Origin of the sequence: Salmonella sp. GDC200615, assembly GCF_050574145.1 — a bacterium.
Taxonomy (GTDB): Bacteria; Pseudomonadota; Gammaproteobacteria; order Enterobacterales; family Enterobacteriaceae; genus Salmonella; species Salmonella enterica.
The window spans coordinates 3,298,310-3,311,055 of record NZ_CP192247.1 but is presented as its reverse complement, the minus strand read 5'-3'; the positions used below and the strand labels follow the sequence as shown (position 1 = coordinate 3,311,055).

The 12,746-nt window shown below is 54.0% G+C and carries 14 protein-coding genes; 5 read left to right on the top strand and 9 right to left on the bottom strand.

Translation table 11 applies throughout. The annotated features are described in order from the left end of the window. Window positions 1-16: 16 nt before the first annotated feature. The 4 genes from purK to ppiB all read right to left on the bottom strand — a co-directional run bounded on the left by purK (window position 17) and on the right by ppiB (window position 2,927). The gene (gene purK, locus ACQ29O_RS16025; protein WP_000815603.1) at window positions 17-1,084 is read right to left on the bottom strand and encodes a 5-(carboxyamino)imidazole ribonucleotide synthase; all 1,068 of its coding nucleotides are present in this window, start codon (window positions 1,082-1,084) and stop codon (window positions 17-19) included. Continuing rightward, window positions 1,081-1,590, bottom strand: a complete 510-nt coding sequence (purE, locus tag ACQ29O_RS16020) for a 5-(carboxyamino)imidazole ribonucleotide mutase (protein ID WP_000098736.1) — start codon at window positions 1,588-1,590, stop codon at window positions 1,081-1,083. The genes purK and purE overlap by 4 nt, the downstream gene beginning before the upstream one ends. A gap of 117 nt (window positions 1,591-1,707) precedes the next feature. Then, window positions 1,708-2,430 carry a UDP-2,3-diacylglucosamine diphosphatase gene (lpxH, locus tag ACQ29O_RS16015; protein WP_000212289.1) on the bottom strand — a complete coding sequence of 241 codons (723 nt, stop codon included), beginning with the start codon at window positions 2,428-2,430 and terminating at the stop codon, window positions 1,708-1,710. A gap of 2 nt (window positions 2,431-2,432) precedes the next feature. Then, window positions 2,433-2,927 carry a peptidylprolyl isomerase B gene (ppiB, locus tag ACQ29O_RS16010; RefSeq protein ID WP_000255991.1) on the bottom strand — a complete coding sequence of 165 codons (495 nt, stop codon included), beginning with the start codon at window positions 2,925-2,927 and terminating at the stop codon, window positions 2,433-2,435. Between the two features lie 172 nt (window positions 2,928-3,099). Between ppiB and cysS the strand changes: the two genes are divergently transcribed. Then, a complete protein-coding gene (cysS, locus tag ACQ29O_RS16005; protein WP_000912378.1) occupies window positions 3,100-4,485 on the top strand; it encodes a cysteine--tRNA ligase in 1,386 nt (461 codons plus the stop codon). A gap of 43 nt (window positions 4,486-4,528) precedes the next feature. Here cysS and ACQ29O_RS16000 read toward each other — a convergent pair whose 3' ends face one another. The 5 genes from ACQ29O_RS16000 to folD all read right to left on the bottom strand — a co-directional run bounded on the left by ACQ29O_RS16000 (window position 4,529) and on the right by folD (window position 7,489). Further along, window positions 4,529-5,353 carry a DUF2145 domain-containing protein gene (locus ACQ29O_RS16000; protein WP_000819118.1) on the bottom strand — a complete coding sequence of 275 codons (825 nt, stop codon included), beginning with the start codon at window positions 5,351-5,353 and terminating at the stop codon, window positions 4,529-4,531. Further along, window positions 5,350-5,787, bottom strand: a complete 438-nt coding sequence (locus tag ACQ29O_RS15995; RefSeq protein ID WP_001038574.1) for an STM0539 family protein — start codon at window positions 5,785-5,787, stop codon at window positions 5,350-5,352. Before ACQ29O_RS15995 ends, ACQ29O_RS16000 begins: the two co-directional genes overlap by 4 nt. Further along, window positions 5,780-6,325, bottom strand: a complete 546-nt coding sequence (locus tag ACQ29O_RS15990; RefSeq protein WP_001143571.1) for a metal-dependent hydrolase — start codon at window positions 6,323-6,325, stop codon at window positions 5,780-5,782. The genes ACQ29O_RS15995 and ACQ29O_RS15990 overlap by 8 nt, the downstream gene beginning before the upstream one ends. A gap of 83 nt (window positions 6,326-6,408) precedes the next feature. After that, the gene (ybcJ, locus tag ACQ29O_RS15985) at window positions 6,409-6,621 is read right to left on the bottom strand and encodes a ribosome-associated protein YbcJ (protein ID WP_000190281.1); all 213 of its coding nucleotides are present in this window, start codon (window positions 6,619-6,621) and stop codon (window positions 6,409-6,411) included. A 1-nt stretch (window position 6,622) separates the two neighbouring features. After that, a complete protein-coding gene (gene folD, locus ACQ29O_RS15980) occupies window positions 6,623-7,489 on the bottom strand; it encodes a bifunctional methylenetetrahydrofolate dehydrogenase/methenyltetrahydrofolate cyclohydrolase FolD (RefSeq protein ID WP_000729165.1) in 867 nt (288 codons plus the stop codon). Between the two features lie 353 nt (window positions 7,490-7,842). Here folD and fimC point away from each other — a divergent pair, with 353 nt between their 5' ends. From fimC to sfmF, 4 genes are read left to right on the top strand one after another with little or no spacing between them, the layout of a single operon-like run. Beyond that, window positions 7,843-8,535 carry a type 1 fimbria chaperone FimC gene (fimC, locus tag ACQ29O_RS15975; RefSeq protein WP_001519112.1) on the top strand — a complete coding sequence of 231 codons (693 nt, stop codon included), beginning with the start codon at window positions 7,843-7,845 and terminating at the stop codon, window positions 8,533-8,535. Between the two features lie 30 nt (window positions 8,536-8,565). Continuing rightward, complete coding sequence (locus ACQ29O_RS15970) at window positions 8,566-11,178, top strand: fimbrial biogenesis usher protein (protein WP_000754221.1); 2,613 nt, start codon at window positions 8,566-8,568, stop codon at window positions 11,176-11,178. Between the two features lie 14 nt (window positions 11,179-11,192). Further along, window positions 11,193-12,200 carry a type 1 fimbria D-mannose specific adhesin FimH gene (gene fimH / locus ACQ29O_RS15965; RefSeq protein WP_000708677.1) on the top strand — a complete coding sequence of 336 codons (1,008 nt, stop codon included), beginning with the start codon at window positions 11,193-11,195 and terminating at the stop codon, window positions 12,198-12,200. Between the two features lie 9 nt (window positions 12,201-12,209). Further along, the gene (sfmF, locus tag ACQ29O_RS15960) at window positions 12,210-12,728 is read left to right on the top strand and encodes a fimbria assembly protein (protein WP_000577507.1); all 519 of its coding nucleotides are present in this window, start codon (window positions 12,210-12,212) and stop codon (window positions 12,726-12,728) included. Window positions 12,729-12,746 lie beyond the last annotated feature (18 nt).

The window sequence follows — 12,746 nt, the reverse complement described above, 5'->3', positions numbered from 1 at the left end:
GCGCCGCCCACGCTGTTTATTTAAGCTTACTTTGCGCCCAGATAATGCCGCTGGCGTATTCGCCCGGCAGGAGCGGAGAGAGCGCTTCCAGGGTGGCGCTAAGACGTGACGTATCGCTGTCGGTCAGATTCAGATGGCCGACTTTTCGCCCCGGACGTACCGCTTTATCATACCAGTGCAGATGTACCAGCGGCAGCTTCAGCCAGTCGTAATTCAGCTCGCTGCCGATCAGATTGATCATCACCGACGGGGCGTTAATCACCGGCGCGGGCAACGGCAGGCCGGTAATCGCGCGCAAATGCAATTCAAACTGACTGATGCTGGCGCCATTTTGCGTCCAGTGTCCGCTGTTATGCACGCGCGGCGCCAGTTCATTGATTAACAGGCCTTCCGGCGTGATAAAACATTCCATCGCCATTACGCCGACGTAGTTCAACGCCTGCATAATTGCTGACAGCATCGATTCCGCCTGCTCCTGCTGTTCGGCGTTCGCCTGTGGGAACGCGACGCTGGTCCGCAAGATACCGTCCTGATGCAAATTGTGCGTTAGCGGGTAAAACACGGTACTGCCGTCATGAGCGCGCGCGCCGACTAACGACACTTCGCCGGAAAAATGGATACCGCGCTCAACAATACATTCGCCATAGCAGTCATCCGGCAGTTGCCCGGTTTCGTCCGCGCGTAGACGCCACTGCCCGCGACCGTCGTAGCCGCCAACGCGACGCTTAATAATCGCCAGTTCGCCCAGACGGTCAAAGATGCCGGACCACTCGTCGGTGCTGGTCAGCAGCTGCCACGGCGCGGTCGCGAGTCCCAGTTTATCGAAAAGCTGTTTTTGTGTCAGACGGTCGGCGATGATCGGAAATACATCGCGATTGACGAAGGCCGGGTGGCGCGCCAGCTCGCGGGTAAGCGCGGTTTCCGGCCAGCGCTCAATCTCTGCGGTAATGACGCTCTGCTGTACCGGCACGGCGGTAGGCTCTGCATCCAGACCAACCGGCCAGACGGCGATACCCAGCGGTTCGCCCGCCTGGCGCAGCATTCGGCCCAGTTGTCCGTTGCCGAGAACGCAAACTTGCTTCATAGCGTCCCCCGCGGATCGGGATTTTCCAGTACTTCATCGGTTTGCGCTTTGCGCCAGTCGGCAATGCGCTGATGCAGTTCCGCGTCGTGTTGCGCCAGAATCTGCGCGGCGAGCAGGGCGGCGTTAGCGGCACCGGCTTTACCGATCGCCAGCGTACCCACCGGAATGCCGCGCGGCATCTGCACAATGGAGTAGAGGCTGTCCACGCCGCTTAGCGCAGCGCTTTGTACCGGCACGCCGAGTACCGGGACCAGCGTTTTTGCCGCAATCATTCCCGGCAGGTGCGCCGCGCCGCCCGCGCCGGCAATAATCACTTGATATCCGTTCTCTTCCGCCGTTTCGGCGAAGCTGAACAGTTTATCGGGGGTGCGATGGGCGGAAACCACTTCTACATGGTGCGGGACATCCAGAATTTCAAAAATTTCGGCGGCGAATTGCATGGTAGCCCAGTCGCTTTTGGACCCCATCACGATGGCGACACGCGCCGGATTATTGCGGGAAGACATGCGTCTTAAAACTCCTGTGGTGCGGGACACGCTGCTTTTGAGGTGTCAGAGAATAGCATGATAATCAGGCAAGGAAAACGGTTGCGTGCGCGCCGTAACGGACGATTCGACGAACATTTACAGGGGGAAGGCGATTAACTCAACGTTGTCCGGCGTGACTTTTACCATTGAACCTTCATGATGCCATGCGCCTAACACCACGCGGAACGCGGGCTGGTCGTTGGCGGAAAGTTCATGCACCGCCGGGCGGTGGGTGTGACCGTGAATCAGCCACTGTACGCGGTGTTTTTCCATTTCGGCGACGACGGTCTGCGCATTGACGTCCATAATATCCAGCGATTTGCTGCTGTTGGCGGCTTTACTGCCGGCGCGCATTCTGGCGGCGATACGGCGGCGGATAAACAGCGGCAGGGTAAGGAACAGCCGTTGAACCCACGGATTATGGACTTTGGCGCGAAACGCCTGATATCCGGCATCATCGGTACAGAGCGTATCGCCGTGCATAATCAACACATTGCGGCCATACAGGTCGAGCACTTTTTCCTGCGGCAGTAGCGTCATGCCGCTTTCGCGGGCAAAGCGTTTGCCAATCAGGAAGTCGCGATTACCATGAATAAAGAAGCAGGGGACGCCGGAATCAACCAGCGATTTAATGGCAACGGCCATTTCACGATGTAGCGGGTTGGGGTCGTCGTCGCCAATCCAGGCCTCGAAGAGATCGCCAAGAATATACAGCGCGTCGGCCTGGCGGGCTTCTACGGCTAAAAAACGCAGAAAACCGGCGACGATCGCCGGTTCTTCCGTTTGCAGATGCAAGTCTGCAATAAACAGTGTCGCCACGATTACTCGCTGACGGTCACGTTTTCAATGATGACGTCTTCTTTTGGTACGTCCTGGTGCATACCGCTACGGCCAGTGGCGACGCCTTTGATTTTATCTACCACGTCCATACCTTCTACAACTTCCGCAAAGACGCAGTAGCCCCAGCCCTGCAGACTTTCGCCGGAGAAGTTCAGGAAGTCGTTGTCTGCCACGTTGATGAAGAATTGCGCGGTAGCCGAATGTGGCGCCTGAGTACGTGCCATTGCCAACGTACCACGGGTATTTTTCAGACCATTGTTGGCTTCGTTTTTGATCGCCTCTTTGGTGGCTTTCTGTTTCATGCCCGGCTCAAAGCCGCCGCCCTGAATCATAAAACCGTTAATCACACGGTGGAAAATGGTGTTGTTGTAAAAACCTTCGCGGCAGTAGTCCAGGAAGTTTTTAACTGTTTCAGGCGCTTTATCATCAAAGGTTTTGATTACGATATCGCCGTGATTAGTGTGGAAAGTAACCATTTTTGCATCCTGTTCCAAGAGAGTGGTGCTTTAGCCCGCAATGGGGCACATATAGGGGCTTGTTATAGCATAACCGTAAGCTGCGATCACCTTGCAAAGTGTGCTGCTTCGATTACGAATAATATGTATCATACAGAGATTATTACCCACACACGTCTATACGGAATCTTCGATGTTAAAAATTTTTAATACACTGACGCGCCAAAAAGAGGAATTCAAACCCATTCATGCCGGGGAAGTCGGCATGTACGTGTGTGGTATCACCGTTTACGATCTCTGCCACATTGGCCACGGACGCACGTTTGTCGCTTTTGACGTTGTCGCGCGCTATTTGCGTTTTCTCGGTTATAAGCTGAAGTATGTGCGTAACATTACCGATATCGACGATAAAATTATTAAACGCGCCAATGAAAACGGCGAAAGTTTTGTCGCGCTGGTCGACAGAATGATTGCGGAAATGCATCAGGACTTCGACGCGCTGAATATTCTGCGTCCGGACAGCGAGCCGCGTGCGACGCACCATATTCAGGAAATTATCGAGCTCACCCGCACCTTAATCGAGAAAGGACACGCCTATGTGGCGGATAACGGCGATGTGATGTTCGATGTACCGACCGATCCGACTTATGGGCAGCTTTCCCGTCAGGATCTTGAGCAGCTTCAGGCGGGCGCGCGCGTAGATGTCGTTGACGTGAAGCGTAACCCGATGGACTTCGTGCTGTGGAAAATGTCGAAAGAGGGCGAGCCGAGCTGGCCGTCGCCGTGGGGCGAAGGGCGTCCGGGCTGGCACATTGAATGTTCGGCGATGAACTGCAAGCAGTTGGGCAACCATTTTGATATTCACGGCGGCGGTTCCGATCTGATGTTCCCGCACCATGAAAACGAGATTGCCCAGTCTACCTGCGCGCATGACGGCGAATACGTCAACTACTGGATGCACTCCGGTATGGTGATGGTGGATCGCGAGAAGATGTCCAAATCGCTGGGCAACTTCTTTACCGTGCGCGACGTGCTGAAATACTACGATGCGGAAACCGTGCGCTACTTCCTGATGTCCGGGCATTACCGTAGCCAACTGAACTACAGCGAAGAGAACCTCAAGCAGGCGCGCGCTTCGCTGGAGCGGCTATACACCGCATTGCGTGGAACGGATAAATCAGCGGCCCCGGCGGGCGGCGAGGCGTTTGAAGCGCGTTTCGTGGAGGCGATGAATGACGATTTCAATACGCCGGAAGCCTACTCCGTCCTGTTTGACATGGCGCGTGAAGTCAACCGTCTGAAGGGCGAGGATATGACCGCCTCGAATGCGATGGCGTCTCATCTGCGGAAGATTTCCGGCGTGCTGGGACTGCTGGAGCAGGAGCCGGATGTTTTCCTGCAAAGCGGCGCGCAGGCGGATGACGGTGAAGTTGCGGAAATTGAAGCCTTGATTCAACAGCGTCTGGATGCCCGTAAAGCGAAAGACTGGGCGGCGGCGGACGCGGCGCGCGATCGTCTCGCTGAAATGGGTATTATTCTGGAAGATGGCCCGCAGGGCACCACCTGGCGGCGTAAGTAAGCGCTTTTACAGGCCGCTCTATTTGCATAGAACGGCCTGTTTTTTATTTTTTCGCACCGGGCGAAAGATAAACACACACCGACTCCCCCAGATTCTGATGTTCACACCCGGGCATTGCCCGGCTGTAATGGGCAATAAAGCGGATGACGCTGTCGCCGCTGTTTAGCCCCACATTTCCTTTTCGCAGCAATTCTGCTGGCTGATCGTCGGTGAAAACGTTAGGGGTGAACAGTTTTGCGCCTAATCGTTCAAAAGTGCCAGCACTAACGATAGAGGGTTGATAACCCTGAAGCTGCAACCAGCGGCGGGCATCATTACGTGACCAAATCTGCGCATCGTTTGCTCGCGCAAACACTTCGAGAAGCCAGCCATTCGAATTCTGATAAGGGCCGGAAAAAGGCCACGCAATCAGGTTATAGCGGGGACTGTGGAAGAGATTGAGTTTGATAGCGCTATGTAAGAGCGTTTGTAATGCCGTCGCGATATCTGAACGCGGGCGCAAAACGGCAATGCTCTGATTCACCAGGTCATCAGCCAGAAACTCATACAGACCTTGTATATAGAGCGCTGATTCAGCGGTTCCGCAAGTATTCAGATTATGGTAAACCCGCCAGTCTCCGTTTGGCTGGCGCATGGCATAGCCAGCATGTGACCAGGTTAAATGTCGGCTCGACATATCTTGCCCCTGGCGAACCAGAATGACGACCGGATCGGATTGACTGTTAAGCTGTTGTTTGAGCTGTAGCGCCTGATCCATTGTCGCTGCGATGCTCTCCGGCGTGTTTGCTTTTTGGTGACAGTTAGCACTGTCTGCATAAGCGTTGAGCGAGATTGCGCTGAGCCACAGGGCAAACGCGAACCGCTTCATTTGGCCGGTACCGTCTGGTTGCTGGAAAGTCCTGCGTCGTCCTGATTTACCATATGGGCAAGGACCTTGCCCTCTTTTTTCAAATAAGCGCCGGTGCCTTCCTGCGTTTTTTCCAGAGTGACTTTATCACCTGCTTTGAGGTTGCCTTCTTTGACGACATTTAGAGGAACTTGCATTTTAATGTCTTTGTTATCGGGGGACTTAGTGGTTAACAGCGCGGTTTTTTGCTTTTTATTTTCGACAACAGATCCAATGCTCAGGTTGAGCGGCAGCAGTACGGGGGAGAGTATAATTCCGCTAACCAGTGCGGAACTGCCCACGCTGACAACCGCAGACGATGCCGCATACCAGCCAGTGGCAGACATTTCTTCGCTATAGCTGGCGTGGGAAAATGAGAAACAGATGACCGCGGCGGCGAATGTCATTTTATTCATATTGATTCCTTTTAATATGCGTTTTAAGTACCCATAGAAATAACACTAAAATACTTCCCGGCAACCACACCCACAGCAATTCTGAGAGAATGACCTGGTGTCCATACGGCGTGATGTAGCTTGAAAGCGCAAACGGCGCGACTTTAATCACCTGCCAGGGCGCAAAGAAACGTTCATCCGACCACGGCCACAGCCAGCCGACGCCTTTCCCACCCGTGGTTATCGAATCCAGCAGGCTGTGCGACAGCAATGAAACGGTTAAAAACAGCCAGCAGCGCACCTGCCCCGCTCGAAACCATCGTCGTCCCGCGAGTACGCACAACAGGGGGAGGACGAATGCGAAAAGTAAAGAATGGGTAAATCCACGATGGCCGAACACGTTGCCGTAGGCGACGCCAAATTTAAAGGCCAGCACGTCGGCATCGGGGAGCATCGCCAGCACAACACCGGCAAACAGCAGGCGAGGAGGGATAACTTTCAGGCCTAAGCCTGCGCCAAGACACAGAGGAACGGCGGCGTGGGTGATAACGGTAGGCATAGCGATGGTTCACAGGGAAATAGCCATGCTAGCAGTTGGAACGCAGAGGATTAAGTGGATGATTATCTGAAAAGACAGCGTAATCAGGCCACGACGTTCACACTTTGGCCTTCAAAGCTAACGGTTTGCCCGGCGACAATTTTGCAGCGTTTACGCGTTTCAACCACGCCATCAACCTTCACCAACCCGTCGGCAATGGCGATTTTCGCCTGCGCGCCGCTTTCGCTCCAGCCTTCCAGCTTGAGCAGATCGCACAGCTCGACGTGCGGGTGCTTGCCTAAAGAGAATGTCGCCATGTTATTTTCCTTGTGGATCGTGATATTCAATGCACGCCTGCAGCGTGTTTTCGATAAGCGTGGCGACCGTCATCGGGCCGACGCCGCCCGGTACTGGCGTGATGTATGACGCGCGCGCCGCGGCTTCGTCAAACACGACGTCGCCAACGACCTTGCCATTTTCCAGACGGTTAATACCGACATCAATCACAATTGCGCCTTCTTTAATCCATTCGCCGGGAATAAAGCCCGGTTTACCTACGGCGACAATGAGCAAATCAGCATGCTCGACATGGTGACGCAGATCTTTGGTAAAGCGGTGCGTAACGGTAGTCGTACAGCCAGCCAGCAGCAGCTCCATGCTCATCGGGCGTCCAACGATATTGGACGCGCCAATGACCACCGCATTCAGGCCGTAGGTATCAATATTGTAACGCTCAAGCAGCGTCACAATACCGCGGGGCGTACAGGGACGCAGGCGTGGCGCACGCTGACACAGACGACCGACATTATAAGGATGGAAACCGTCTACGTCTTTATCTGGCGCGATACGCTCCAGCACTTTAACGTTGTCGATACCTGCCGGTAAAGGCAACTGCACCAGAATACCGTCAATCGTGTTATCTGCATTCAGAGTATCGATAAGCGCCAGCAGTTCGGCTTCGCTGGTGGTTTCTGGCAGGTCATAGGAGCGGGAGACGAACCCCACTTCGTCGCACGCTTTACGTTTGCTTGCGACATAAATCTGTGAGGCCGGATTGCTGCCGACCAACACCACAGCCAGGCCGGGAGCGCGAAGTCCTGCTGCGACGCGTGCCTGAACTTTTTGAGCAACCTCAGATCGCACCTGCTGCGCAATCGTTTTACCGTCAATAATCTTTGCTGCCATCAGAGAGAAGATTCCATCTGTTACTTCAAGTCAAAGGGGATGACGCTATTTTGTCAGAGGCGGGCCTCGCTGTCAGTTAACGTTTGTGTTTCCGATGCAAACGCGACGTCTCCCCCGTTCGTTGCCGATGCTGAGACGTGACCCATAAGCGCGCCATGATTAACCAAAAAGAAACAATTCATCACCCTGGCTATGGTTACCGTAATCCCTCGTCGTTAATAGCATCGGGCGGCATAATGCGACATTTTATACAAATAAGATTAGACCCTTCTTATATCCCAATAAGAATTAGCTTAGGTCATTAAAAGAGTTTGCGGCTATTTTTTATTTAGCGAAATGTTTAATTTATTACCATGCTGAATAGTATAAAATTAGGCTTTATTGTTCTTCTCACGTTATTTACTTCGCTGAACGTACAGGCGGCGGGGGGGATTGCATTAGGCGCCACGCGAGTTATTTATCCCTCGGCGGCGAAGCAGACTTCTCTGGCAATCAGTAATAGCGATACTCAAGAACGTTACCTCGTCAATTCATGGATCGAAAATAGCGCCGGGCAGAAAGAAAAAACGTTTATCGTTACGCCGCCTTTATTCGTCAGCGAGCCCAAAAGCGAAAACACGCTGCGTATTATCTACGCCGGGCAACCGCTACCCGGGGATCGGGAGTCGTTATTCTGGATGAACGTGAAAGCCATCCCGTCGGTCGATAAAAGTCATATTGAAGGAAAAAACGTTCTGCAACTGGCGATTCTGTCGCGCATCAAACTGTTCGTGCGTCCGGCGAATTTGCCGCAGACGCCGGAAGACGCGCCGACCTTGCTGAAATTTTCCCGTGTCGGCAACCATCTCAAGATAACCAACCCATCTGCTTATTACCTCACGCTGGTCAATATCAGCGTGGGCGCGAAAAAGATTGATAACGTGATGATCGCGCCAAAAAGCGACATGCAAATTCCTTTACCGACTGGCGCGCAGGGCAGCGTGACATTTCAGACCGTCAATGATTACGGCGCATTGACGTCGGCGACAACGGCCAGTCTCGGTTAAGCAGAGAGCGTGAAGCCACACGAGAACACGATGAAGAAGACAACCTGGTTTGCAGGGCGATTTCCCGGCTATGTATCACCGTTAAGCGGCGTGGCGCTGTCGGTGCTGGCGGCGCTGTGTCCGCTGACGAGCCGCGGCGAAAGTTATTTCAACCCTGCGTTTTTGTCGGCGGATACCGCGTCCGTGGCGGATTTATCTCGCTTTGAAAAAGGTAATCATCAGCCGCCTGGTATTTACCGGGTGGATATCTGGCGTAACGACGAATTCGTAGCGACGCAGGATATTCGTTTTGAGGCGGGCGCCGTGGGCGCCGGCGATAAATCCGGCGGCCTGATGCCTTGTTTTACACCGGAGTGGATTAAACGGCTGGGCGTGAATACCGCGGTGTTCCCTGTCTCAGATAAAGGCGTCGATACCACGTGTATTCACCTTCCTGAGAAAATCCCGGGCGCGGAGGTCGCGTTCGATTTCGCGTCGATGCGCTTAAACATTAGCTTGCCGCAGGCGTCATTGCTCAACAGCGCGCGTGGCTATATCCCGCCGGAAGAGTGGGATGAAGGGATACCCGCCGCACTCATTAATTACAGTTTTACCGGTAGCCGCGGAACAGACAGCGATAGCTATTTTTTGAGTCTGCTGAGCGGGTTGAACTATGGCCCCTGGCGGCTGCGTAATAACGGAGCCTGGAGCTATTCGAAAGGGGACGGCTATCATTCGCAACGCTGGAACAACATTGGCACCTGGGTACAGCGCGCCATCATTCCGCTAAAAAGCGAACTGGTCATGGGGGACAGCAATACCGGGAACGATGTTTTCGACAGCGTCGGCTTTCGCGGAGCGCGGCTGTACTCTTCTGACAATATGTATCCCGATAGCCTGCAGGGCTACGCCCCCACGGTCAGAGGGATCGCCCGGACGGCGGCAAAGCTGACGATACGACAGAACGGGTATGTTATCTACCAAAGCTATGTGTCGCCGGGCGCGTTTGCGATTACCGATCTTAATCCTACCTCTTCCAGCGGCGACCTTGAGGTGACGGTAGATGAAAAAGACGGTAGCCAACAACGTTACACGGTGCCTTACTCTACCGTTCCGCTATTGCAGCGTGAGGGTAGGGTGAAGTATGACCTGGTGGCCGGGGATTTTCGCAGCGGCAATAGTCAGCAGTCTTCGCCATTCTTTTTCCAGGGAACGGTGATTGCCGGCCTGCCTGCGGGGCTGACGGCTTACGGCGGTACGCAACTTGCCGATCGTTACCGTGCCGTGGTGGTCGGGGCGGGGCGAAATTTGGGCGACTGGGGAGCCGTGTCGGTCGATGTCACACATGCGCGTAGCCAACTGGCAGATGACAGCACCCATCAGGGGCAATCGTTGCGTTTTCTGTACGCCAAATCGCTGAATAATTACGGGACTAATTTTCAATTGCTGGGTTACCGCTATTCCACGCGCGGATTTTACACCCTGGATGATGTGGCATACCGCAGTATGGAAGGGTACGACTACGAATACGATAGCGACGGACGCCGCCATAAAGTGCCGGTGGCGCAGAGCTACCACAATCTCCGCTACAGCAAAAAAGGCCGCTTTCAGGTCAATATTTCGCAAAACCTGGGGGATTACGGGTCACTGTATCTTTCCGGCAGTCAACAAAATTACTGGAATACGGCGGATACCAATACCTGGTATCAACTGGGATACGCCAGTGGATGGCAAGGCATAAGTTATTCGCTGTCATGGTCGTGGAACGAGTCGGTGGGGATCTCAGGCGCCGATCGCATTCTGGCATTCAATATGTCCGTTCCGTTTAGCGTTCTGACCGGACGGCGCTATGCGCGCGACACTATTCTTGATCGTACTTATGCCACGTTTAACGCCAACCGCAACCGCGACGGCGACAATAGCTGGCAGACCGGCGTGGGCGGCACGCTTCTGGAAGGACGTAATCTGAGCTACAGCGTGACGCAAGGGCGTAGCAGTAGCAATGGTTATAGCGGCAGCGCCAGAGCTAGCTGGCAGGCGACGTATGGCACGCTGGGCGTGGGATATAACTACGATCGCGATCAGCATGACTATAACTGGCAACTTTCCGGCGGCGTGGTCGGTCATGCGGATGGTATTACGTTTAGCCAACCGTTGGGCGATACCAATGTCTTGATTAAAGCGCCGGGAGCGAAAGGCGTGCGCATCGAAAACCAGACCGGCGTGAAAACGGACTGGCGGGGTTATGCGGTAATGCCCTACGCCACGGTATATCGCTATAACCGCGTCGCGTTAGATACCAACACGATGGACAACCATACCGATGTCGAAAATAACGTCAGCAGCGTAGTGCCGACAGAGGGCGCTCTGGTGCGGGCCGCTTTTGATACGCGGATAGGCGTAAGGGCAATCATTACCGCGAGGCTTGGCGGACGTCCGTTACCGTTTGGCGCGATAGTACGAGAAACCGCCAGCGGTATTACCAGTATGGTCGGCGATGACGGGCAAATTTATCTGAGCGGCTTGCCGCTAAAAGGTGAACTGTTCATCCAGTGGGGAGAGGGGAAAAACGCGCGTTGTATCGCCCCTTACGCCCTGGCGGAGGATAGCCTGAAGCAGGCGATTACGATAGCCAGCGCGACCTGTATCCGTCCGTCGTCATAAAAGGAAAAATAGAGATGAAAATATACTCAGCGCTATTGCTGGCGGGGACCACGCTCTTTTTCACCCATCCCGCGCTGGCGACGGTTTGCCGTAATTCAAACGGGACGGCGACCGATATCTTTTACGACCTGTCAGATGTTTTCACCAGTGGCAATAATCAGCCGGGACAGGTGGTTACGCTGCCGGAAAAATCTGGTTGGGTCGGCGTAAACGCGACGTGCCCGGCGGGGACAACGGTAAATTATATCTACCGAAGCTATGTATCAGAATTACCGGTACAAAGCACCGAAGGAAATTTTAAATACCTCAAGCTGAATGACTACCTTCTGGGCGCGATGAGCATCACCGATAGTGTCGCTGGCGTATTTTATCCGCCCCGTAACTATATTCGCATGGGCGTCGACTCTAACGTGTCGCAGCAAATGCCGTTTGGCGTGCAGGACTCAAAGCTGGTTTTTAAATTAAAAGTGATACGGCCTTTTATTAATATGGTGACGATCCCTCGCCAGACAATGTTTACTGTCTATGTGACGACCTCTACCGGCGACGCGTTGAGCACGCCGGTATATACCATTAGCTACAGCGGCAAAGTGGAAGTGCCGCAAAACTGCGAAGTGAATGCCGGACAGGTCGTGGAGTTTGATTTCGGCGATATCGGCGCGTCGTTATTTAGTCAGGCGGGGGCGGGTAATCGTCCGCAAGGCGTCACGCCGCAAACGAAAACTATCGCTATTAAATGTACCAACGTCGCGGCGCAGGCCTATTTATCTATGCGGCTTGAAGCCGAAAAGGCCTCAGGGCAGGCGATGGTGTCCGATAATCCGGATTTAGGCTTTGTGGTTGCTAATAGCAACGGTACGCCGCTCACACCCAATAATTTGTCGAGTAAAATTCCGTTTCATCTTGATGATAACGCCGCCGCTCGCGTAGGTATTCGCGCCTGGCCGATCAGCGTGACGGGGAATAAACCGGCGGAAGGGCCGTTTACTGCGCGCGGCTATCTACGAGTCGATTATGATTAAGGAGGCATAATGATCTTTCGGCGCGTTTTCATCGCTATCGGTTGTGTTTTGTTCAGCCCGCTGAGTCAGGCCAACTCATCTCTGGGCGAAGTGAATATTGAACTGCGCGGTAACGTGGTGGATTTTACCTGCGCCGTGGTGGCGGGCGACAGTAACAAATCGGTTAACCTCGGCACCTGGCCGACAAAACAGCTTCACGCCGCCGGTGACGCCACGCAACCGGTAGCCTTTAGCCTAAAACTTGAAGGCTGCCCGCCGGGGTCGGCGTCTATAACGTTTTCCGGGACGCCAGCGCCCGGCACGGCATTACTGGCGCTTGCTGATACGGCAATGGCGCAAAAACTGGCGATTGAAATTCGCGATGGCGATCAACGTCGATTGCCACTTGAACAGGCCAGCAAGGCCGTCGATATTGACAACAACGGCAATGCTACCCTGAAATTCTATGCGAACTATATCGCCTTAGCCGATGGCGTGCAGCCCGGACTTGCTAACGCGGATGCGACCTTCCTGATCAATTACAATTAGTGTCCGTTATTGTGGCTC